Raw genomic sequence first — 20,886 nt, 5'->3', positions numbered from 1 at the left:
GGCGCCCCGCCTCAGGCCACGGAGGCGTTGTCGTTGGCGGCGGCTGCCTCGTGCAGCTTCACGCTCACGAGCTTGGAGATGCCCGGCTCCTCCATCGTCACGCCGTAGAGCGTGTCGGCCACTTCCATGGTCCGCTTGTTGTGGGTGATGAGGATGAACTGCGACTGGCGGCTCATCTCCTTCACCATGTCGTTGTAGCGGCCCACGTTGCCCTCATCCAGCGGCGCGTCCACCTCGTCCAGGAGGCAGAAGGGCGTGGGCTTGATGAGGAAGATGCCGAAGATGAGCGCCACGGCGGTGAGCGCCTTCTCGCCACCCGACAGCAGGTTGACGCTCTGCAGCTTCTTGCCCGGCGGCTGGGCCACGATTTCCACGCCCTGCTCGGCGCCCGGCCCCTCGTTGGTGAGCACCAGGCTGGCCCGCCCCCCGCCGAACAGCCGGGGGAAGACGGCCTGGAACTTCTCGTTCACCACGTCGAAGGTCTGCTTGAAGCGCTCGCGGCTGGTGGCGTCGATGCGGGAGATGGCCTCCTTGAGCTGCTCCAGCGAGGACGTCAGGTCCTTCTTCTGCCCCGCCAGGAAGTCGTAGCGCTTGGCCAGCTCCGCGTGCTCGTCGATGGCGGTGAGGTTGATCTCCCCCATTTTCTCCACCTGGGAGCGCAGGTCCTTCAGCTCCGCCTCCACCTCGGGCGCCAGCGGGGCCAGCAGGTGGTAGTGGTGCAGCTCGTGCGCCAGCTCCACCTGGTGCCGCTCCCGGATGCCCGCCGACAGGTGCTCCAGCTCCAGGGCAATCTCCCGCTCCTTGAGCGAAATCTGCGACAGGCCCTGCATCAGCTCGTCCAGGCGGCCGCGCAGCTCGCGGAACTGCGTGTCCTGCTCGCGCACCTCGGTGGTGGCCGTGGTGTGCGCGGTCCGGCGCGTCTCCAGCGCCTCGGCGCCCTGACGGTACTCCTCGGCCCGCTTGGCCCGCCCGTCCTCCGTCGACTCGATGCGCCGCCGCAGCTCGTCCACGCGGCCCGTCCCCTCGCCCACCAGGGCCTGGAGGCGGTGGACGCGCCCCTCCATCTCCCGGCGCTGGGTGAGCAGGCTCTCCAGCTCCTTGCGGGCCGACTCGCCGCGCTCGCTGCCGGAGGCGACTTTAATCCGCAGGGCCATCAGCTCCGCGGACAGCGTGTCCGCGCGCTGCTTGAGCGTCTCCATCTCCCCGGAGAGCTGCCGCACGCGCTCCTCGCGCCCCTCGCGATCCGCCTGGCCGTGGGCCACCTCGCCCCGGCTGTTCTCCTCCTCGTTCAGCAGGGCCCCGTGGGAGTGGGAGAGCTGCGCGTCCTCGGAGTCCAGGGTGGAGAGGCGCTCGCGCACCCGCGCCAGGTCCTCGCTCGCCTTGTGCAGGTCCTTCTGCTGGCTGGCGAGGTTCAGCTCCTCGGCGTGCTGGTTCTTCGCCAGCCCGCTCAGCACCCCTTCGGTCTGCCCCATCTGCTTCTGGAGCGAGTAGTGCCGGGTGAGGATTTCATTGTAGCGCTCCTCGACCTGGGCCACCTCGGCGGCCAGCTCGGCGATCTCCCGCTTCTTCTGGAGCGCGCCCACGGCCGCGCCCTCGCGCTCGCCGCCGGTGAGGGTGCCATCGGCGCGCAGCACCTCGCCCTCCAGCGTCACCAGGGTGCACGCCGGGCCCCCCGCGGCCTCGTAGGCGCGCGCCGAGGCCATGTCCTGGACGATGATGACGTCGCCCAGCAGCAGCCGCATCGCCGGCTGGAGCGCCTCCTCGTACTTCACCTCGGTGAAGGCGCTGGCGAGCACGCCGGGCCGGCCGAAGTCCGGCGCCACCACCGGGGGAAGCTGCTCGCCGCCCGGCATTGGCAGGAAGCTGCCCCGGCCCTCGGCGGCCGAGCGCAGGTAGTCCACCAGCTCGAAGCCCTTCTCCCGGCTCTCGACGATGACGTGCTGCAGCCGCTCGCCGAGCGCCGCCTCCACCGCGCGCTCGTACCGCGCCGGGGCGGTAATCACGTCCGCCACGAGGCCGAAGATGCCCTGCTCGCGGAACTGCTGCCCGGCGCGCACCATCACCGCGCGCACGCCGCGGTCGAAGCCCTCGTAGTTCTTGTGCAGCTCCTCCAGCGAGGTGAGCCGGCTGCGCTTGTCGGCGAGCCCCTCGCGCAGGCTGATGACCTGGATTTCGCTCTCGGCGAAGGCGGCGCGGGTGCGCGCCAGGGCCTCCTCCTCCTGCCCCTTGCGCTCGGCGAGCTCCAGGGCGTTGTGGCGGCTCTCCTCCACCCGGCGCAGCACCTCGGTGCGCACCGTGTCCAGCGCCTGCTCCTGGGCACGCAGGGCCTCGGCCTCGGCGCGGTTCTTGGCGCGGCGGGCCTCCAGGTCCGTGCGCTGCCGCGCCAGGTTGACGAGGTTGGACTCGTGGTTGGCCAGGCGCGCCGCCACGGCGACGAGCCCCGCGCGCTCCTGCTCCAGCCGCATGGACACTTCGGTCTGCAGGTGGGTGCTGCGGCGCATCTCCTCCTGCGCCACCTGCATGGCCACCTCGTCCTCCTTCCACGCCCCGGCGATGCCCGACAGCTCCGCCTCCCGGGCGGCCATGGTGCCGGCCACCTCCGCCTGACGCTCCAGCAGCACCTTCAGCTCCGCCTCGGCCTGGGCCACCCGGGCGCTCGTCTCCTCCAGGTCCTTGCGCGCGTAGGCCAGGTCCTGGTCGTCGCGCTGCACGGCGCTCTCCAGGGCGTGGACCTCGCCGGCCAGCGTCTGCAGGGCGGTGGCCTCGGCCTCCAGCTCCGCGCGGCGCCGGGTGATGGCCTCCTCCAGCTCGCGCACCCGGTCCACGCTGCCGCGCTCCTCGGTGTCCAGGCTCTCCAGCCGGGCCTGGAGGACCTTCTTCTCCGAGAGCAGCTCCAGATAGCGGTGCGAGGCGGCGTGCAGGTCAATCTCCCGCATGCGCGACTTGAGCTTCTTGTACTTCTCGGCCTTCTTGGCCTGCCGGGTCAGCGTCTCCAGCCGCTTCTCCAGCTCGTTGGTGATGTCCGTGACGCGCAGGAGGTTGGCCTCGGTGGCCTCCATCTTGCGCTCGGCGGCCTTGCGGCGGGCCTTGTACTTGGTGATGCCCGCGGCCTCCTCGATGAGGGAGCGCCGGTCCTCGGGCTTGCTGGAGACGATGAGGCCCACCCGGCCCTGCTCGATGATGGAGTAGGCCTTGGTGCCCACGCCGGTGCCCAGGAGCAGCTCGGTGATGTCCAGCAGGCGGCAGGTGGTTTTGTTGATGAGGTACTCGGAGTCGCCGTTGCGGAACAGGCGCCGGGTGACGGTGATCTCCGGGAAGCCCTGGTACGGGGGGGCCAGCTGGTCCGTCTCCTCGATGAGGAAGGTGAGCGACACCTCGGCCATGGACAGCGGCGGCTTGGACTCCGAGCCGTTGAAGATGACGTCCTCCATGCCCCGGCCGCGCAGGTTCTTGGCGCTCTGCTCGCCCATGGCCCAGCGGATGGCGTCCACCACGTTGGATTTGCCGCAGCCGTTGGGGCCGACGATGCCGGTCACCCCGTCATCGAAGCTGAAGACGCTCCGGTCCATGAACGACTTGAATCCAGTGATGTCCAGGCGCTTGATTCGCATCCAGCGGGCTCCCGTGCGGCGGTCGGTGCGAGGAGGTAAAACCGCTCCGGGGCCGAAAATTCGGCCTCGGAACGAATGCAAGGACTACCAGCCGCCCGGCGGTGGATCAAGCGTGACCATGCCACGCATGACCCTACGTGGGGTCAGCCGACGTTCCCTTGCTTGCCTTCTTGCCCCGAAGGGTCTGCAACCCTGCCGTTGTAGCCGGCGGGTCTGACATGCCCTCTCAGGCGCCCGGGGGCGCCCCGGGGGTGCCCGCCGGCGGCACGGAGGGCTTGGTGGCGGACTGGGGCTCCACCGTCACCCGCACTACCCGGGGGCCCTCGACTTCCTCCACCTGGATGCGCCACATGTCCAGCTTGAGGGTGTCGCCCTTCTCGGGCACGCGCCCCAGCTTCGTCATGAGGTAGCCGGCGATGGTCGTCACCTCGCCCTGCTCGTCCTCGCTGAGATCAAAGGAGACGTCCAACCGGTCTTCCAAGTCGTCCAGCTGCGCGGTGCCGGGCAGCTCGAAGCGGCCCCCGGGCAGCGAGCGCACCTCGTCCATGCGCCGGCCCAGCTCCGCCACGTCGCCCACCACCTCGGCCACCACATCCGCGATGCTCACCAGCCCCGAGGTGCCCCCGTGCTCGTCCACCACCAGCGCCGTCTGGCGGCGGCGGCGGCGGAACTCCGCCAGGAGCTGCTCCAGGCTGACGTTCTCGGGGATGAAGAGCACGGGGCGTTGAACCTGGGAGAGCGCGCGCAGCTCGCCCTTGGAGAGCAGGAAGAAGAGGTCCTTGGCGTTCACCACGCCCTCCACCTCGTCCATGCTGCCCCGGCACACCGGCAGCCAGGTGTGCCCGGCGGCCCGCGCGTCCGCGATGCACTTCTCCAGGGGCTCCTCCACGTCCAGGTACTTCACCTGGTTGCGGGGCACCATCACCTGGCGGGCCGTCTTCTGGGCCATCTCCAGGGCGCGCTCGAGCAGCTCCGCGCGCGAGGTGGTGATGGAGCCGGCCTCCGCGGAGCTGTGGAGGATGACGCGCAGCTCGTCCTCGTTGTGCGCCTCGTGCGCCTCGCTGGCCGCCTCGATGCCGAAGGCGTTCAGCAGCTTCCGGGCAATGCCGTTGAGCAGCCAGATGGCCGGGTAGAAGAGGAAGTAGAAGGCGCGCATCGGCAGCGCCACGGCGAGCGTGGTGGCCTCGGCGCGCTGGATGGCCAGGCTCTTGGGCGCCAGCTCCCCCACGACGATGTGCAGGAAGGTGATGAGCGCGAAGGCGATGGCCACCGCGGCGCTGTGGGCCACCGTGCTGCTGGCCCCCTCGGGCACGAGCCCCACCAGCACGGGCTCCAGGAGGTGCGCGAAGGCGGGCTCACCCAGCCAGCCGAGCCCCAGGGAGGCCAGGGTGATGCCGAACTGCGTGGCGGAGAGGAACGCGTCCAGCTTCTCCACCATCTTCATCGCGTTGCCCGCACCGGGCCGGCCCTCGTCCACCATCGCCTGCAGGCGCGTGGCGCGGACCTTCACGATGGCGAACTCCGTCGCTACGAAGAAGCCATTGGCGAAGACGAGCAGGAGCGCCAGTCCGAGAAAAAGCCATTCCATCGCGTCAGAATAGCGCTTCGAACTCGGCGTCGCCCTTGAGCGCGTCGAACATGGGGTCCGTCGACAACCAGCCCATCACCTTGGACTTGTCGGCCGTGAGCGCCTGGCGCAGGAAGGTGACGGCATCCTTGGGCCGGCCCCACAGTGCGTAGAGCGCCGCCAGGTTGTAGTTGAGGAGCAGGTCCTCCGCGTTGAGCCCCCGGGCCTTCTCGTAGGCCCGCTCGGCCTCGGCGTAGAAGCCCTTCTGCGCGTAGCAGATGCCCAGGTCCAGGTGGGCCTCGAAGTTGTCCTGCTCCAGCCGCACCACTTCCTTGAGCTGGGTGATGGCGGAGCGGTAGTCGCCCTCGTCCATCTGCAGGGCGGCCAGCTCGTGCCGGGGGAAGGCGTCCTGAGGATCCAACTCGATGGCCGTCTGCAGCTCGCGCATGGCCTCCTCCACCCGGCCCTGGTCCGCGTAGGTGAGCCCCAGGTTCAGGTGCGCGTCCGGGTACTCCGGATCCAGCTCGATGGCCTCCTTGTACTCCTCCACCGCCATCTCGGCGGCGTGCGTGGAGAGGAAGCAGGCGAGGTTGTAGTGCGCCGTGGCGCTCTCGGGCTCCAGCTTCAGCGCCGTGAGGTACTCCCCCAGCGCCTCCCGGAAGAGCTTCTTCTCGGCGTAGACGGTGGCCAGGTTGTCGTGCGCGTGGGCCGAGGACGGATCCAGCTCGATCGCCTTCTTGAACTCCTTGATGGCCTCGTCCAGCCACCCACGGTCCGCCAGCTCGATGCCACGAGAGTTGTGCTCGTCGGAGAGCGCGATGTTGTCCTTTTCCCGGGCCATTGGAGAGCGCGGCAATCTACGCGCCGCCATCTTCCCGGCGCAAGGTAGAGTTTCCCTCCCCTTATGCACCGCGCCATTCTGCTCCTGCTCCTGCTCTCCGCCGCCTGTGCCCACCGGGCCCCGCCTCCCTCCGAACCCCCTCCGGCCCCGCCTGCCGCGCCGGCCGTCACCCAGCCAACACCACCGCCCCCCCCTGCCGAGCCGCCGCCCCCTGCCCGCCCGGTGAGCCTGCTGGTGGGCGGAGACGTGACGATCGGCCACCACTACCAGACATACTTCGACGAGCAGGTGGCCAAGGGGCGCTCGCGCGAGGAGATGTTCGCCCACGGCTTCCAGGGGGTGAAGGCGGTGGCCGAGGCGGCGGACCTCTTCCTCGTCAACCTGGAGTGCCCCTTCACCGACGGCGGCGAGAAGCTGCCCAAGAACTTCAACTTCCGCGCGCGGCCCGAGCTCGTCCAGACGCTGCTCGCGGGCAGCGTGGACGTGGTGAGCCTGGCCAACAACCACATGATGGACTACGGCCCCCAGGGGCTGCTCGACACGCTGGCCACGCTGGACGCCGCGCGCATCCCCTACTTCGGCGCGGGGCGCACCCTGGCCGAGGCGCGGCGCCCGGCCCTCGTCACCGTGGGCGGCGTGCGCTTCGCCTTCCTGGGCTACTTCTTCCTGGGCACCCGCAACATCGAGCCGCCCCAGGTGTACGCCACGGAGAGCACGCCGGGGGTGGCGGGCCACTTCTCGGACATCACCGTCATGGAGCGGATGCTGCGCGAGGACATCCTCGCCGCGAAGGCCCAGGCGGACGTGGTGCTGCCCTACTTCCACTGGGGGCGCGAGGGCACCTTCGAGCCGGAGCCCTACCAGCTCCAGCTGGCGCGGGTGGCGATTGAGGCGGGGGCCTCGGGGGTGCTCGGCAGCCACCCGCACGTGCTCCAGGGGATGGAGCTGTACCAGGGCGCGCCGGTGGTCTACTCGCTGGGGAACTTCGTCTTCGGGGGCAACTGGAACCCGCGCGAGAAGCGCAGCGCGCTCTTCCAGGCCCGCTTCACCCCGGAGGGCTACGTGTCGAGCGAGATCTTCCCGCTGCGCACGGACCGCTATCCCGAGGTGCCCATCCAGCCGGTCATTGTCACCGGGCCGGAGGCGGAATCGGTGCTGCGGCTGCTGGCCACCAGCTCCGAGAAACTCCCTCGGATGCTGCCCGAGCTGGAGCCGTGGCGCCCGGCAGCCCCGCCCCCCTGAGAACAGGGGAGCGGCGGGCCCTTCTCAGGCGAAGCGCCTAGTGCTTGGCCTTGTTGCTCTGGCCGCGCTTGGCGCGCGTGCGGCGGCGCTTGAGGGCGCCCTTCCGGACCTTGGCGCGGTTGGACAGCTTCTTCTTCGAGCGATTTCCCTTTTGGGCGGGCATGTGGAAGGACTCCGGTGAAGATGTTGAGCCGCAGTGAAGCGGCAGCGGGCGCCCTTCTTTCACGCTCCTGGGCACCCTTCCAAGGAATTTCTTTCTTGACGACGCCCACCCTTGCCAGCGGGCGGCCAACGGGGCAATACCCCCGGGAACGACGATGATTGACAAGCTTGAAGAGGTTGAGCGCCGGTTCGAGCGCCTCACCGCCGACCTGTCCAACCCCGAGGTGCTCGCCGACTCGGCGAAGCTCCAGAAGGTCTCCAAGGAGCGCGCCGCGCTCGAGAAGCTCGTCGAGACCTTCCGCACCTACCGCAAAGTGCTGGGCGACTTGCGCGAGGTGGAAGCCTGGCTGGACGGTGGGGATGCGGACGAGAAGGCGTACGCCCGTGAGGCCCTGCCCGGGCTGAAGCAGCAGCGCGAGGAGCTGGAGCAGGCGCTCAAGGTCCTCCTGCTCCCCAAGGATCCGAACGACGAGAGGGACGTCATCCTGGAAATCCGCGCCGGCGCGGGCGGGGACGAGGCGGGCCTGTTCGCCGAGGAAGTCATGCAGATGTACCTCCGCTACGCGGCCCGGCAGGGCTGGAAGGCGGACATCGTCGACATGAGCCCGGGCAGCGTGGGCGGCGTCAAGGACGTCACCATCACCCTGTCGGGCCCCGCGGTCTTCAGCAACATGAAGTACGAGTCGGGGGTACACCGGGTGCAGCGCGTGCCCGCCACCGAGACGCAAGGGCGCATCCACACCTCCACCATCACCGTCTCGGTGATGCCCGAGGCGGAGGACGTGGACGTGCAGATCAACCCTGCGGACATCGAGATGCAGGTGATGCGCTCCACGGGCTCGGGTGGCCAGAGCGTCAACACCACGGACTCCGCGGTGCGCCTCATCCACAAGCCCTCGGGCATCGTGGTGAAGTGCCAGCAGGAGAAGAGCCAGACGAAGAACCGCACCCAGGCCATGCGCATGCTGCGCACCAAGCTCTATGAAATCGAGCAGGAGCGCATCCGCTCCGAGCGCGACTCCATGCGCCGCGGCCAGGTGGGCACCGGCGACCGGAGCGAGAAGATCCGCACCTACAACTTCCCGCAGGACCGGCTCACCGACCACCGCATCAGCCTCACGGTGCACAACCTGCCGGGCGTCATGGCCGGGGGCATCGAAGACGTCATCACCGCCTGCCGGACGCACTACCAGGCGGAGGCCCTCAAGCAGCAGACCGGCGGGGGCCAGCCCCGCTCCGAAGGCCCATGAGCAGCGAGACCTGGACCATCCGCAAGGTCCTGACCTGGACGGCGCAGCACTTCGAGAAGCGCCAGGTGGACTCGCCCCGGCTCACCGCGGAGGTGCTCCTGTCGCACCTGCTGAACCTGGGCCGGGTGCGCCTGTACGTGGACCTGGACCGGCCGCTCTCCAAGGAGGAGCTGGCCGCCTACCGCGCCCTCATCGAGCGGCGCATGGCGGGCGAGCCCACCCAGTACCTCACGGGCACCAAGGAGTTCTACAACCGCCCCTTCAAGGTGGATGCGCGCGTGCTCATCCCCCGCCCCGAGACGGAGCTGCTCGTGGAGGCGGCCCTGCACGCCCTGCCCAAGGACGCGCCCAGCCGCGCCCTGGATGTGTGCACGGGCTCCGGCTGCATCGCCATCAGCCTGGCCGCCGAGCGCCCCCAGGCCGCGGTGACGGCCACGGACCTGTCCCCCGGCGCGTGCGCCCTGGCCCGGGAGAACGCCGAGGCCCTGGGGGTGGCCGGCCGCCTCACCCTCCTCCAGGGGGACCTCTTCGCCCCGCTGCCCCCGGACGCCCGCTTCGCCCTGGTGGTCTCCAACCCGCCCTACATCGCCTCGGGGGAGATTCCGGGCCTGTCGGCGGAGGTGCGCCGCGAGCCCCCCCTGGCGCTGGACGGGGGCCGGGACGGGCTGGACTTGATTCGCCGCGTCATCCAGGGGGCCCGCCGGCACCTGGAGCCTGGCGGACTGCTTGCAATGGAGATTGGGGAAACCCAGGGGGCCGCCGTGAAGGAGCTGCTCCAGGCCGCGGGCTACGAGAACGCGCGCGTGGAGAAGGACCTGGAGCGGCGGGACCGCCTCGCTTTTGGGACACACCCCGTGGCCACCGGGCCGCGGGGGTGACACGGGACTGATGGACAAGATCGTCGTGAAGGGCGGCCGTGCGCTGCATGGGGAAGTGCAGGCCTCGGGGGCGAAGAACGCCGCGCTCCCCATCCTCGCCTCCTCGCTGCTGGCCGATGGACAGAGCACCTACCGCAACGTGCCGGACCTGGTGGACGTGGCCACCATGCTCAAGGTGCTGCGGACCATGGGCTGCGGCGCCGAGCGCCTCACCGAGTCCCGGAAGGACGTCTGCGAAATCACGGTGGGCTCGGGCATCACCCCCGAGGCCCCGTACGATTTGGTCAAGACGATGCGCGCCTCGGTGCTGGTGCTGGGCCCGCTGGTGGCCCGCTACGGCCGGGCGCGCGTGTCCATGCCGGGCGGCTGCGCCATTGGCGCCCGCCCCATCGACCAGCACCTCAAGGGGCTCAAGGCGCTGGGGGCGGACATCACCCTCACCGAGGGCTACGTGGAGGCCCGGGCCGAGCGGCTGCATGGGGCCACGGTCAACTTCGATCTCATCACCGTCACCGGCACGGAGAACGTGATGATGGCCGCGGTGCTGGCCAAGGGGCGCACGGTGCTGGAGAACTGCGCGCGCGAGCCCGAGGTGGAGGAGCTGGCCCGGGTGCTCGTCAAGATGGGCGCGCGCATCGAGGGCGCGGGCACCTCCGTCATCACCATTGACGGGGTGGACCGCCTGAACCCGGTGGAGCACGCCATCCTGCCGGACCGCATCGAGGCGGGCACCCTGCTGGTGGCGGCGGCCATCAGCGGCGGCGACGTGCTGGTGAAGCACGCGGTGCCCGAGCACATGGAGGCGGTGGTGCTCAAGCTGCGCGAGGCCGGGTGCACCGTCACCACCGAGAACGGCGGGGTGCGCTGCAAGGCCCCGGAGACCCTCCGCCCGGTGGATGTGACGACCACCGAACACCCGGGCTTCCCCACGGACATGCAGGCGCAGCTCATGGTGCTCCTGAGCGTGGCAAACGGCACCTCGGTCATCTCCGAGCACATCTTCGAGAACCGCTTCATGCACGTGGCGGAGCTGCACCGGATGGGGGCGGACATCACCATCCAGGGCCCTACCGCCGTGGTGAAGGGGGTGCGGAAGCTCTCCGGGGCCCCCGTCATGGCCACGGACCTGAGGGCCAGCGCCTCCCTCATCCTGGCGGGCCTCCGAGCCGAGGGGCGCACGGACGTCCAGCGCGTCTACCACCTGGACCGGGGCTACGAGCGGCTGGAACTCAAGCTCCGGGGGCTGGGGGCCGACATCCAGCGCATGAAGGCCTGACGGCTCGTTTGCAACAGAATGGTCCGCAACGGTTGCATCCCAAAATTCGGGCGCCCTATCATCGGGTTCTCACCAGGGAGCACGCTCCCGTTTCAGGAGAGTAACCCGTCCCATGATTTGCCCCGGTTGCAACGTCGAGATGTCCGATCTCGAAGGGGATGACTTGACGTTGCGGAAGTGTGGAGAGTGCGGCGGCCTGTGGATCGACGTCGCGGACCTCAACCGGGTCCTGCTCCACAACAACCTCCCCGGGCTGGAGAGCCAGGGCGGTAAGCTGGACGCGGACGCGCTCACGGGCCAGTGCCCCGAGTGCCAGGTGGACCTGGTGCGAGTGACCGGTGGAGACCGGCACCACCCGCTCCAGTACGACACCTGCGAGTCCTGCGGTGGCATCTTCCTGGAGTCGGAGTTCGCGGACGCGACCGACGCCAAGGTCGCTGTCTCGGAAATCATCGCCTTCTTCCGCTCGTTCAGCGCGAAGAAGAAGACCGCCGTCTAGGCCGCCCGGCCGCAGCCTCTGCCCCCCTGCCCGGCCGCCCTTCCTAGGGCCGGGTCCGGAAGGGCTCTTTCCAAGGACCGGACTGCTCGCCCGGCAGGGTGAGCGTGTGTCCATCGGCCGGCGTCTCGCCCGGCTCCAGGGTCAGGGCCGTCTTCCCCTTCTTGGGGATGTCCAGCGTCAGCTTGGCGCCCGAGGCCGCATACGTGCCCGTGAGCGTGGTGGGCGCCTCGCCCCCCAGGGGCTCGTGGACGAGCTGGTACGTGCCATCCACGTAGAACGACAGGAAGCGGTCGGGCGCGCCCTCCAGCCCCGCGTACCAGGTGCCCAGCAGGGGCGCGGTGCGCGCGTCGTACTTCAGCTTCGGGGCCAGGAAGGTGCCGTTGAGCGGCTTGCCCTCCGAGTAGAAGACGATGTCCGTGAGGCACACCGGGGCGTCCGCCTCGTTGCCGGGGAAGGTGTCCACCACCTCCAGGGTGAACCAGGCGCCGGAGATGGCCGGGTTCAGGGGCACCGTCTGGGTGCCCCGCTTGTCCTCCACCGTGAAGGTGCGCGCGCTCTCCTTGCCCTGCAGGGTGAGCTTCTTCACCCGGGCGAAGGCCTTGAAGGCCTGCCGGTCCGAGCCGTTGCCTGTGTAGACGCGCACCTCGTCCACGGTGGCCACCCCCTTGAAGCCGACGGACAGCGGGCGCTTGCCCCCTGCCGGCGCACACCAGACGGTGGTGTCGCGCCCATCCAGGATGTTCAGGGGGGTGTAGCGCTCGGGGCGCGAGTCCTTCTCGAGGTAATCCGCCGCCTGGGCGTAACCTGCGGAGGGCTGCGCGGCGAGCGCGGGCAGCGGGAGGGCGAGGGCCAACAGCGGGGAGAGCATCGGGATGCGGCGCATGGGGCCATTTTGGACCGGTCCGCGCCGCCCGCTCCAGTCCACGGCAGTCCTGGATGAAAATGCCGCCCGCGTTGTTTGCGGTGCTTGACACACGCCGCCCCGGGGCAAGAGTACGCCGCCGATGCGAGGAGAGGTGATGCGACGTCTGGTCTGGATTGCTGTGTGCGCCGCACTGTCCGGCTGCCCCAAGGGCAAGGAAGAGGTGCCCGACGCGGGCCCGCCCGTCGACGCCGGACCCGACACGTTGACCGAGAAGGAGCCCAACGAGCGGCCCGACCAGGCCCTGGCCCTCGTGCGGGACGCGGTGGTGAGCGGCGCCCTCTCGGCCGACCCCTCCAAGCCGGACGAGGACTGGTACCGGCTGGCGCCCGGCGCCGCGCGCACGGCGGACCTCACCCTGTCCGGGATTCCAGGCGTGGACGGGGTGCTGGAAGTCTACGACCGGGACCGCAACCGGCTGGGCAGCGTGAACAGCGAGGGGGACGGCAAGCCGGAGCGCCTTCCGAACCTCTACGTCGAGGGCGAGCGCTTCGTGCGCGTGTCCTCTGCGCGCAAGGGCAGCGGCGGGGCCTACACCCTCACGCTGAGCTACCGGCGGCCCAATGATGGCGAGGAGCGCGAGCCCAACGACCGGGCCGTGGACGCCACCCCGCTGACGCTCGGACAGGCCGTGGCGGCCTACATCGGCCACTCGGGCGACGAGGACTGGTACCGCATCGAGCTGCCCTCCCCGGAAGCCGAGGCCCCGCCCACCGAGGCGCCCCCGGCCGCCCCTCTGGAGGCCGTGCCCCCCTCCCCCACCGAGGCCGCGCCCCCGGAGCCCCCCGCGGCGCCGCCTCCCGGCGACGCGCCTCCCACCGACGGCATGGCGGCCCCGCCCGAGGAGACGGCCCTGCCCACCGAAGGCCTCGTTCCGCCCGGGGTGCTGGGCGGCGACGCCGGTGTGGTGGCCCAGGCGGATGCTGGCCCGGCGCTCCCGCCCGAGCCGCCCAGCGTGGCCCTGAAGATCGAACTGTCCGCCCTGAACGGCGTCCGGCCGGAGCTCTCCGTGCTCTCCGCCGCGGAGGCGCCGCTGTTCACCTTGCGCGGCAAGGAGGGCGAGGCGCTCTCGCTGCGCAACATCGGCGTGCGCGCCACGGACCGCGTCATCTACGTGGTGGTGAAGAGCGGGTGGATGGGCACGGGCAAGGAGGCCCGGCGGGCCTACAACGCGGAGAGCGCCTACACCCTCTCCGTGTCGCTGGAGGAGGCGGGGGCCAACGCGGAGCTGGAGCCCAACGACGAGCTGTACAAGGCCACGCCGTTGACTTCAGCGGGGTTCAAGGAGGGCTTCCTCGCCCCGAAGACCGACGTGGACCACTACGTGCTGCGCACGAGCGAGCCCGTGCTGGCCAAGGTGGAGCTGTCCGGGGTGGACCGGTTGGACCTGGTGCTCTCGGCGGTGGAGCCCCCCGCGGGGGACGGCACCCAGGAGACCGTCACCCTGCGGGCCAACGACGGCGCGGTGAAGGAGCCCGAGCGCCTCAACAACGTCTCGTGCCGGGGCACGTGCTACTTCCGCGTGGAGAGCGCCACCCGGAAAATCGAGGGCAAGTGGGTGAAGGACTTCGAGAACCCGGAGGTGCCCTACCGCATCTCCGTCACCACGGTGCCCGACAACGGCAGCGAGGAGAGCGAGCCCAACAACACGGCGGCCCGGGCCACGGCGCTGACGTTCGGCAAGCCCCTGCGCGGCACGGTGTACCCGGTCAAGGACGTGGACTACTACCGGCTGGATCTGTCGGACCGGCCGGTGCGCACCTCCCTGAGGGCCACGCTGCTGGGCATCCTCAAGGTGGACGTGGGGCTGTACCTCCACCGCATGGGCGAGGACGGCAAGCTGTCGCTCGTGCAGACGGCCGACCGGGCCAAGGGGGACCAGCCCGAGAGCATCCGCTACAGCGCCGAGCCGGGGGTCTACATCCTGGAAGTCCGCGACACGAAGAACCGCGAATCCAACTTCCAGGATTCGTACCAGCTGTCCGTCGAGGAGGGGGACTGAGAGACCTCCACGCCCTCGACACTTCCCGTTGACAAGGCAGGTCCGGGCCCCTACTTTGGGCCCGCTTCAGCCGCGGTGGTAGCTCAGTTGGTAGAGCACGAGCTTCCCAAGCTCGGGGTCGAGGGTTCGAATCCCTTCCGCCGCTCACTCGTAAAGGCCGGTAGTTCCTGGGGAAACTGGGGACTACCGGCCTTCGTGTTTCTGGGCTTCGGAGCACCTTGCAGCAAGGATGCAGCAAGCGGAGCGAAACCGGCCCCGCTGCTCCCCTCCCCGGCTTGTGCCTCCGGCCACGCCCCTTGCTGCTCGCCGGAGGCAGGACCAAAGGACAGTTTGTTGATCTCCTGACGCAGGTAGGCCGGGTCCATGTGGGCGTAGCGCCGCATGGTGAGGTTCGGATCGGAGTGCCGCAGGACGCTCGCCACGGCAGCCGGGCTGGCCCCTGACTGGATGAGCAGCGAGGCGCAGGTGCCACGCAGGTCATGGAAGCGCAGCCTCCGGGGTTTCGGCTTCGCCCAGAGGCGCATGTCGCAGCGGGGGCACCGCTTCGCCTCGGCCTCGGCCGCCTCCTCCAGGTAGCCACACCCCTTCCGGCGGCAGACGAGTTTCCAGCCACTCACGATGCCCGCCCGACCCAAGGCCCGCTGGAGGATGGCCTGGGCCTTGAAGTCCCGGCGGCGCATGGAGCCATCCGGCGCCGGGAAAAGCAGCTCGGAAGGAGAGCCCGCGATGGCCTGCTGAAAGTATGGGACGGACTCCTCGGCTATCGGAATCACGTCCGCGCGGTTTCCCTTGGTGGTGTCCCGGTCATAGGAGCGCGCAACCCGCAGGAGGCGCGCCCCAAGGTCTACGTCCTCCTTCCGGAGTGCGAGCAACTCGCCCTTGCGCAGGCCGGTGTAGATGGCCACCGCGAACAGGGGACGCAGTTCCGGGCTCAAGGCATCCACAAGGCGCGGCACCTCGTCTGCCCGCAGGTAGTCGTACTGCCTGCGAGGAACTCGCCGGGTGTCCACCATCAGGGCGGGGTTCTCGCCCGCCCACTTGCCCGCCTTTCGCGCCTTGTTGAGGGCTCGGACCAAATAGCCCCGGAGATGGTTCAGGCTCTGCGGGCCGAGCGCCTGGGCCTTGCCCTGCAACCAGGTCTCAATCCTCGCGGCGCTCAGTTCCCGGACGGGTAGGCCGCCAATCTCGGGCGCGATATGGATTCGGAGCGCTCTCATGGTGGGTTCATAGGACGGTCGATCCTTGAGGTACGTGTCGCAGTACCAGCGAACGACCTCTTCAATCGTCAGCGCCTCCCCACCCTCCTCAAGTGGGCGCGGCTCCAGACCAAGCCGTTGACGCTCGGCCTTCCTCTCCAGCTCATCCGCGATGCGCCGGGCCTCGGTTTTCGTGCGGGCCTGGGTCACCTTGTCGCGCCACCGTCCACCCGCGTCCTTGACGCGCATGTACCACTTGCCCGCTTTCTCGTAGACGCTCGCCATGGCTACTGCGCCCCCTTCCGGCGGGCTCGCTTCACGGGCGCGGCTGCCTCATTGGCGAGGTATCCCCGGCCAGTGAGCCACTCGGCCAGGATGTGAACCGCCATGCCGGAGGAGGAGCGAAGGTCTTTCGCCGCCGCTCGGGCGAGCGCCTCTTTCACTGGCGCTGGCAGCCGTAGGTTCAAGGTTGAGTCTCTCTTCATGGAGGAAATGTAACACAAGTGGCAGCTTGGCTCATAGCTTGGGCTTCCGCGAGAGTGGCACGATACGGGCGGAGGGCGAGTGCTCTCCCCGAGCCCAGGCGCGGATTGTCTCTGGCTCGAAGCGCACGAGTCCGCCGACATGCAAGCAGGGCAACTCGCTTGCTGCCGTCTTCTGGTACACCCACGAGCGACTGACCTTGAGGAAGCGTGCCACGTCGTTGGCATCCCACAGGCTCTCAACGGGCAGGGAGTCAGCCATCCTCGCCCTCCTGTCCGGAGGTGACTTCGAGGCCGGTAGCAGAGGCCAGCGTGTACCCGTCACCTTCCCGCTTGAGTTCGCCCCGGGCTTCCATGCCGTTGATGACGCGGAGAACATCTTGGCGCCTCCCGCGTACCATCCCGGCCAGTTTCGTCTTGCTGAGCGGGTTGGCAGCAGACGCAAGCGCCTGGCGCACCTCCTGAGCTTTGTCCTGCGCGGATGCCTCGCTCACAGCCTCCTGGAGCACTGTGCCGTTGAGAAGAGAGAGGGTGAAGCGGTAGCGCTGATCTGTCTCCCCATCCCGCCCCTTGGCCACCTGAGCCACGAAGGCGAGCTGGCCCTCTCCGCGTGGGGTGTTCTCGCGCGTCAGGTTCACTTGAACGTCTGCCCACCCAGGAAGCACGGTGCTTCCTCGTGCAGCGTAAATGGCTGGCCCCTCGCCTCGCTCGCCAGCCTTCGAGGTGTGATGCAGGACCGCGATGAGCGCCCGAGGGTTGATGGTGGCGAGAGCTTGGATGTGCTCCTTCGCCTCGTTCACGGCCCTCGTATCGTTCTCGTCTCCGAGAAAGAGAGAGGAGAACGGATCCAGGATCAGCACAGGTGCCTCATGAGAGCGCAGATGGTTGGCCATATGCGTCCGTACCGCTTTGTCGTCGAGGTGAACGCCTTTGCGGTGGGCGATGAACACGGGAGCATCCGTGCGGAATGCAAGGGCGGTGAAGCGGTCGAAGATGCTTCGCGGTCGGCCCTCCTCAAGCACGATGAAAACTGGCCGGTCCATGTCCGCTGCCGTCTTGGCGATGTGGAGCGCAAAGAGCGTTTTGCCCACCCCTGGGGCTGAGACAAGCAAGAGATTGCCGGAATCGGGCACAACCCCATCGATGAGCCAGGAGACGGGGGGCAGGTCTTTTGTGCGAGCGAGGAAGGCTGCAAGGGGCTCGAATGGATCAGTTCCGCTGGTTCCCGGCGGTTCCGGGAACTGGTTCCCGGTTCCTAGGTCTATGGGCGGAACCGGAACTGCTCTGCTGAGGTGAGACGTGCCGTTGCGCTTCACGCGGCACCTCCCCAGCGCCCAAGATGGCGCAGGATGTAGTTCCCCATGTGGAACAGCGCGAACTGGGCGCGTTCAAGTTCATCGCGCGTCTCGCAATCGCCCGAACTCCCCGGCAGTGCAGCCTCGCTCTGGGCCTCTGCCAAGGCCAGTTCAAGCGCCTCGGAGTACGATTGGACGCGCCAGAGAGCGAGCCGCAGCCGGGGAGGCAGACTGGATGCCGCTGGGGTTGCTCCGCTCATGACCCCCTCCCATTCGCTCGTGCGCGGCCGATGAGCGTCGCGATGTCCTCAGCGCGCCATGCGGTGATCCGAGGCCCAAGCTTGATGGGTTGTGGAAATCGCCCCGAGCGCACCCCGGCCCACCACGTTGAGCGGCTGACCGGGATGAGCTTGAGAATGGCTGGGAGCCTTAAGAGTACAGGGGGTGTTTTTTCGTCCGACACGAGGTGCCTCCGTCCTGCGAGATGTGAGGCCATCGTGAATCGTCCGGCCCGCTGATTACCTGGGGACGGCTGCCGGTTTTACGAGGAGGTTGTCCCCCCCTTACGTTTCGCCCCCCGTCGAGATCTCGCAGCCAAGGGGCGTGAAGGGCGGCTCGCTCGCGTCAGAGCCTTTTTCCATTTGTCGAGGAGCTTCTCCCAGTCGGAATCACGAGCATCCGCGTCTTTCGGCAGTTCCAGGCCGTGCGCCACCTCTAGGAGTGCCGCAATTTTCTTCGTGATGGGCCGCTCCCACTCCGAAGAGACTTTGATGAGATAGCGGGCAATTGCCGTAGTCTCGGCCTCACTGGTTCCAGCAACTTCCCCCTTTGGTCTGATTCGGTTGGCCTCCTTCAAAAGCTCATCCCACTGACTGAGCCAGGGTTTCAGCCTCTTAAGCAAGTCGCGCACCGCGTAGGATCCCACAGGAGAAACCTCCAGTTCCTCCCATGAATCTTTGATGCCCTCGCGACGTCCCGGCGAAGGTGTAGCGTCATCGCTTGCGACAACCCAAGCCTCCTTAACGGACTTCTTAAGATCGCGTATGCCAGGACTGAGCGCATTCAAACCCTTCCAGAGCGCCACGGTCTCGCTCAGACGCCTTGGGAGACGGACCTTGCGCCGAAGTCCTCTCAACACCGCCGTGCAGCGCTTCTTTCCGAGGAGTCGCTTGCATTCGGCCAGCGCCAGTTCCGCGTTCGACCATGGCGGGTTCTCCCGCTTCTTCCTACCCATGTGCGTTCCCAGGCGCCCCCATCAAGGCCAGGAGCGCGGACAAGCAAGGGCAAGAACCATAGCCGGCCGTCCGGCCGCATCCGCGCGACGTTCTTCTTCCCGATGAGCTACCTGGGAGAGCCCCCCCAGAATGGAGGCGCATCGAGCGGCCGGGACAGAGGCAGTTTGATGACGACCGCGAAATTATCTGGGGCGCGAGCCTCGAACTCGTTGAGCCAACGCTCGGCGGCGGCTTGGTCATCGTCGTCGTACAGACTCACCACGGCCACGGCGGGCGCATTTTCCCTGGCGCGGCGCTCAAGGGCCTCAATCCGGGAGCGAAGCCTCACCGGGCGCACAGCACGCCCCCGGTTCGGCCAGGGCCCTCCTGCCGGGCTGCCGCCTCCAGCTTGGAGAGGCGTTCCTCCAGTTCGGTTCCCTGGATGATCCCGGCGAGCACCGAGTACCCGTAGATGAGCGCGCGTGCCTTGCTGGGATCCATGGTCCCGTCCTCCAATGCACGGAGGCAGTCAGCGAGCCCGGTTTTCACGTTCCCCAAACTCGCCAGCCGTCGCCTCCGCTGCCGGGGGGAGGGGGGGGCAAGGCGGTCCGGATTTTCTCTTGTGGTCACGGCCACTTACTCCCAACGGAACCTGCACCGAAAGGCCCATTCTACGCCAAATAGGGGGCTTTTCAGCCCGCCATGGTGACGGTTAGCGCTCGAAGTGGACACACGCCGCTCGGTCCCCATGGGGGGAAGGTGGCTGCGCGAAGGACACTGACCACTCAGAAAGGGGACCACTGCCCGACGTGGAACCGGGTCCCTGTCTGCTAGGCTGCCGGGCAACCCTGGAGGTCTGCTCGCCTTGGTCCTACTCAGACCTGTGCATGCCATCGCGCTCGCCTCCCTGCTGGCGAACCTTGCTGCTACAGCACAAGCCGCGCCCGTCGAGAGCCCAGCTCCACGTTCCATCGCGCTCACAGGCAAAGCGGGCGAGTCTCCCTTGCTCTATCTCGCGCCTGGCTCCTTCACTTTTATCATCCTGGACGCGCCGATCCTCCGCGAGTCCGTCGCGGTGGAGGACCGCGCCCGCTTTGCCCGGGTGGATCCATCCGATCAGGGCATCACGCTTGCGCTCCGGGAGCCGCTCGGGCCCACGGAGCGGCTGACGCTCCGGTTCACCTACCGCGAAGGTTCCCCTTCAAGTGCCGTGCTTCTGCTCACGGGGCGAGCCGGTGAAGTGGACACCGTGGTCAACGTGAGCCGCCCGCCACAAACCGTGGAGGCGTGCCGTGTGGAACTGTCCGTCACGCGCGAGCGCTGCGAGACGCAGGGCCGGGAACTGGAGGCGTTGAGGGCCCGCTCGCTGACAGTGAGTCCGGCTGCCGTGGCGCTCGCGGAACTCGTGGACAAAGAAGGCATGAAGGCTGAGAAGTTCAAGGAGTCCTGTCTCGCTGCGCCGGGAGAGTTTCTCCCCATCCGGTGCAGGGCGCTCGGGGCATCCAGGTGGACCGTGTTTGTCTTCGAAGTGAGCAACGGCGGAGAGGCGCCTTGGGCGCCCGCGTGGGCCGAAGTCACGCCCGACTCTGGAGGGGTGCCACGCCGCGCCCGTGCGGTGCTCGCCAGACGGGTCACCATTCTCCCAGGGGAGGAGGTGAGCGTGGCGGTCGAGGTGGAAATGCCAGTGCGTAAGCCGCAAGAATGGCTGGAGGCGCCGCACGCGTTGAGGCTGTGTGACGCCGCCGGAAGCCGCTGTCTGTCCCTCTCCCGGGTGCTGCTGTAGCAACAAGCGAGAGGTGTTTGGCGTGAAGGTGGCGAGGGTGGCGCAAGTGGACCCAAGGGATCTTGAGCCCGGCCAGTGGGTGGACGGCTGGCGCATCGTGCGGCGCATCGGCAGCGGCGCCTACGGAGTTGTCTACGAGGTAGAGAAGGACGGGCAGCGCTTCGCTCTCAAGTTGACCTGCCACCGTGAGCAGAGTGGAGACCCGAGACAGACGGATGCTCGCGCAAAACGCGAGGTGGCCTGTCTCCAGCAACTCCATCACCGCCACATCATCCGCATGTGGGCCCACGGCCGCTGGCCAGAGCCGCGCTCGGGTTTTCTCTACATCGTCCTCGATTTCGTGGATGGCTACACGCTGGGGCAGTGGGTGGAGCGAACCCACCCGACGCCGCACGAAGTGGCCGTCCTGTTCCTGAAGTTGTTCGACGCCTTGGAGCACCTGCACGGGCGGGGTGTCCTCCACCGGGACTTGAGCTTGCGGAACATCATGGTCTCCCAAGATGGGGAACCGGTGATCATCGACTTTGGCGCGGCGGACTACACGACCGCCGAGGAGCTGACGGATGCCCCACTGCCTCCCGGAACCCCGCGCAACCGGAGCCCGGAGGCCGTGAGTTTCTGGACGGCCAACCGTCACAACCCCGAGGCGCGTTACCCCTTCAAGGC

19 protein-coding genes, 1 tRNA gene and 1 pseudogene are annotated in these 20,886 nt (G+C 68.5%); 9 read left to right on the top strand and 12 right to left on the bottom strand.

Going from position 1 to position 20,886, the window contains the following annotated elements; all coding sequences use genetic code 11:
• Positions 1-11 precede the first annotated feature (11 nt).
• The 3 genes from smc to KY661_RS32470 form a co-directional block, all read right to left on the bottom strand.
• Positions 12-3,611: a chromosome segregation protein SMC gene (smc, locus tag KY661_RS32480; protein WP_225413901.1), complete on the bottom strand. Its 3,600-nt coding sequence runs from the start codon at positions 3,609-3,611 to the stop codon at positions 12-14.
• Between the two features lie 226 nt (positions 3,612-3,837).
• A complete protein-coding gene (locus tag KY661_RS32475) occupies positions 3,838-5,199 on the bottom strand; it encodes a hemolysin family protein (RefSeq protein ID WP_225413900.1) in 1,362 nt (453 codons plus the stop codon).
• Between the two features lie 4 nt (positions 5,200-5,203).
• Positions 5,204-6,019 carry a tetratricopeptide repeat protein gene (locus tag KY661_RS32470; RefSeq protein ID WP_075011250.1) on the bottom strand — a complete coding sequence of 272 codons (816 nt, stop codon included), beginning with the start codon at positions 6,017-6,019 and terminating at the stop codon, positions 5,204-5,206.
• Positions 6,020-6,082: 63 nt separating this feature from the next.
• On the opposite strand from KY661_RS32470, the gene KY661_RS32465 reads away from it, so the two are divergent.
• Complete coding sequence (locus tag KY661_RS32465) at positions 6,083-7,261, top strand: CapA family protein (protein WP_225413899.1); 1,179 nt, start codon at positions 6,083-6,085, stop codon at positions 7,259-7,261.
• Positions 7,262-7,298: 37 nt separating this feature from the next.
• Here the strand turns inward: KY661_RS32465 and KY661_RS37435 are convergent, their stop codons facing one another.
• Positions 7,299-7,424: a hypothetical protein gene (locus tag KY661_RS37435; RefSeq protein ID WP_263437553.1), complete on the bottom strand. Its 126-nt coding sequence runs from the start codon at positions 7,422-7,424 to the stop codon at positions 7,299-7,301.
• 154 nt (positions 7,425-7,578) lie between these two features.
• Between KY661_RS37435 and prfA the strand changes: the two genes are divergently transcribed.
• The 4 genes from prfA to KY661_RS32445 all read left to right on the top strand — a co-directional run bounded on the left by prfA (position 7,579) and on the right by KY661_RS32445 (position 11,326).
• A complete protein-coding gene (prfA, locus tag KY661_RS32460) occupies positions 7,579-8,673 on the top strand; it encodes a peptide chain release factor 1 (RefSeq protein ID WP_075011248.1) in 1,095 nt (364 codons plus the stop codon).
• Positions 8,670-9,551 carry a peptide chain release factor N(5)-glutamine methyltransferase gene (gene prmC / locus KY661_RS32455; RefSeq protein WP_225413898.1) on the top strand — a complete coding sequence of 294 codons (882 nt, stop codon included), beginning with the start codon at positions 8,670-8,672 and terminating at the stop codon, positions 9,549-9,551. Before prfA ends, prmC begins: the two co-directional genes overlap by 4 nt.
• Positions 9,552-9,561: 10 nt before the next feature.
• The gene (gene murA / locus KY661_RS32450; protein WP_225413897.1) at positions 9,562-10,827 is read left to right on the top strand and encodes a UDP-N-acetylglucosamine 1-carboxyvinyltransferase; all 1,266 of its coding nucleotides are present in this window, start codon (positions 9,562-9,564) and stop codon (positions 10,825-10,827) included.
• A 112-nt stretch (positions 10,828-10,939) separates the two neighbouring features.
• Positions 10,940-11,326, top strand: coding sequence for a zf-TFIIB domain-containing protein (locus KY661_RS32445; protein ID WP_225413896.1), 387 nt, complete (start codon positions 10,940-10,942; stop codon positions 11,324-11,326).
• Positions 11,327-11,369: 43 nt separating this feature from the next.
• Here KY661_RS32445 and KY661_RS32440 read toward each other — a convergent pair whose 3' ends face one another.
• Positions 11,370-12,209 carry a discoidin domain-containing protein gene (locus KY661_RS32440; protein WP_225413895.1) on the bottom strand — a complete coding sequence of 280 codons (840 nt, stop codon included), beginning with the start codon at positions 12,207-12,209 and terminating at the stop codon, positions 11,370-11,372.
• 136 nt (positions 12,210-12,345) lie between these two features.
• Between KY661_RS32440 and KY661_RS32435 the strand changes: the two genes are divergently transcribed.
• Together KY661_RS32435 and KY661_RS32430 are read left to right on the top strand one after the other, a co-directional pair.
• The gene (locus tag KY661_RS32435; protein WP_225413894.1) at positions 12,346-14,250 is read left to right on the top strand and encodes an ABC transporter substrate-binding protein; all 1,905 of its coding nucleotides are present in this window, start codon (positions 12,346-12,348) and stop codon (positions 14,248-14,250) included.
• A gap of 72 nt (positions 14,251-14,322) precedes the next feature.
• Positions 14,323-14,395 (top strand) — tRNA-Gly (locus tag KY661_RS32430).
• Positions 14,396-14,621: 226 nt separating this feature from the next.
• Here the strand turns inward: KY661_RS32430 and KY661_RS37840 are convergent.
• The 7 genes and pseudogenes from KY661_RS37840 to KY661_RS32395 all read right to left on the bottom strand — a co-directional run.
• A pseudogene (locus KY661_RS37840) lies at positions 14,622-15,263 on the bottom strand (tyrosine-type recombinase/integrase); the annotation flags it as partial.
• Between the two features lie 699 nt (positions 15,264-15,962).
• Complete coding sequence (locus KY661_RS32420; RefSeq protein WP_225413893.1) at positions 15,963-16,190, bottom strand: helix-turn-helix domain-containing protein; 228 nt, start codon at positions 16,188-16,190, stop codon at positions 15,963-15,965.
• Entirely contained in the window at positions 16,183-17,244 is a 1,062-nt protein-coding gene (locus tag KY661_RS32415) for an AAA family ATPase (RefSeq protein WP_225413892.1), read from the bottom strand. Before KY661_RS32415 ends, KY661_RS32420 begins: the two co-directional genes overlap by 8 nt.
• Positions 17,241-17,483: a hypothetical protein gene (locus tag KY661_RS32410; RefSeq protein WP_225413891.1), complete on the bottom strand. Its 243-nt coding sequence runs from the start codon at positions 17,481-17,483 to the stop codon at positions 17,241-17,243. Before KY661_RS32410 ends, KY661_RS32415 begins: the two co-directional genes overlap by 4 nt.
• The gene (locus KY661_RS37835) at positions 17,480-17,719 is read right to left on the bottom strand and encodes a helix-turn-helix transcriptional regulator (RefSeq protein WP_225413890.1); all 240 of its coding nucleotides are present in this window, start codon (positions 17,717-17,719) and stop codon (positions 17,480-17,482) included. The genes KY661_RS32410 and KY661_RS37835 overlap by 4 nt, the downstream gene beginning before the upstream one ends.
• Positions 17,720-17,764: 45 nt before the next feature.
• Positions 17,765-18,457 (bottom strand): hypothetical protein, encoded by a 693-nt coding sequence (locus KY661_RS32400; protein ID WP_225413889.1) that lies wholly within the window; start codon positions 18,455-18,457, stop codon positions 17,765-17,767.
• Between the two features lie 325 nt (positions 18,458-18,782).
• Positions 18,783-18,938: a hypothetical protein gene (locus tag KY661_RS32395; RefSeq protein ID WP_225413888.1), complete on the bottom strand. Its 156-nt coding sequence runs from the start codon at positions 18,936-18,938 to the stop codon at positions 18,783-18,785.
• Positions 18,939-19,320: 382 nt separating this feature from the next.
• Here KY661_RS32395 and KY661_RS32390 point away from each other — a divergent pair, with 382 nt between their 5' ends.
• Positions 19,321-20,220: a DUF2381 family protein gene (locus KY661_RS32390; RefSeq protein WP_398577280.1), complete on the top strand. Its 900-nt coding sequence runs from the start codon at positions 19,321-19,323 to the stop codon at positions 20,218-20,220.
• Positions 20,221-20,242: 22 nt separating this feature from the next.
• Positions 20,243-20,886: serine/threonine protein kinase (locus KY661_RS32385; protein WP_225413886.1), on the top strand; the 644-nt coding region annotated here is incomplete at its 3' end.

This window comes from Allostigmatella hybrida, from assembly GCF_020103775.1.
In the GTDB taxonomy this organism is placed as follows: domain Bacteria; phylum Myxococcota; class Myxococcia; order Myxococcales; family Myxococcaceae; genus Hyalangium; species Hyalangium aurantiaca.
The sequence above is the reverse complement of the archived record's forward strand: the minus strand, read 5'-3'. Positions and strand labels throughout refer to the sequence as shown.

Excerpts from the sequence above, each read along its gene's own strand:
- smc (WP_225413901.1), bottom strand. The coding sequence starts at position 3,611 with ATGCGAATCAAGCGCCTGGACATCACTGGATTCAAGTCGTTCATGGAC.
- KY661_RS32475 (WP_225413900.1), bottom strand. The coding sequence starts at position 5,199 with ATGGAATGGCTTTTTCTCGGACTGGCGCTCCTGCTCGTCTTCGCCAAT.
- KY661_RS32470 (WP_075011250.1), bottom strand. The coding sequence starts at position 6,019 with ATGGCCCGGGAAAAGGACAACATCGCGCTCTCCGACGAGCACAACTCT.
- KY661_RS32465 (WP_225413899.1), top strand. The coding sequence starts at position 6,083 with ATGCACCGCGCCATTCTGCTCCTGCTCCTGCTCTCCGCCGCCTGTGCC.
- KY661_RS37435 (WP_263437553.1), bottom strand. The coding sequence starts at position 7,424 with ATGCCCGCCCAAAAGGGAAATCGCTCGAAGAAGAAGCTGTCCAACCGC.
- prfA (WP_075011248.1), top strand. The coding sequence starts at position 7,579 with ATGATTGACAAGCTTGAAGAGGTTGAGCGCCGGTTCGAGCGCCTCACC.
- prmC (WP_225413898.1), top strand. The coding sequence starts at position 8,670 with ATGAGCAGCGAGACCTGGACCATCCGCAAGGTCCTGACCTGGACGGCG.
- murA (WP_225413897.1), top strand. The coding sequence starts at position 9,562 with ATGGACAAGATCGTCGTGAAGGGCGGCCGTGCGCTGCATGGGGAAGTG.
- KY661_RS32445 (WP_225413896.1), top strand. The coding sequence starts at position 10,940 with ATGATTTGCCCCGGTTGCAACGTCGAGATGTCCGATCTCGAAGGGGAT.
- KY661_RS32440 (WP_225413895.1), bottom strand. The coding sequence starts at position 12,209 with ATGCGCCGCATCCCGATGCTCTCCCCGCTGTTGGCCCTCGCCCTCCCG.
- KY661_RS32435 (WP_225413894.1), top strand. The coding sequence starts at position 12,346 with ATGCGACGTCTGGTCTGGATTGCTGTGTGCGCCGCACTGTCCGGCTGC.
- KY661_RS32420 (WP_225413893.1), bottom strand. The coding sequence starts at position 16,190 with ATGGCTGACTCCCTGCCCGTTGAGAGCCTGTGGGATGCCAACGACGTG.
- KY661_RS32410 (WP_225413891.1), bottom strand. The coding sequence starts at position 17,483 with ATGAGCGGAGCAACCCCAGCGGCATCCAGTCTGCCTCCCCGGCTGCGG.
- KY661_RS37835 (WP_225413890.1), bottom strand. The coding sequence starts at position 17,719 with ATGGCCTCACATCTCGCAGGACGGAGGCACCTCGTGTCGGACGAAAAA.
- KY661_RS32400 (WP_225413889.1), bottom strand. The coding sequence starts at position 18,457 with ATGGGTAGGAAGAAGCGGGAGAACCCGCCATGGTCGAACGCGGAACTG.
- KY661_RS32395 (WP_225413888.1), bottom strand. The coding sequence starts at position 18,938 with ATGGATCCCAGCAAGGCACGCGCGCTCATCTACGGGTACTCGGTGCTC.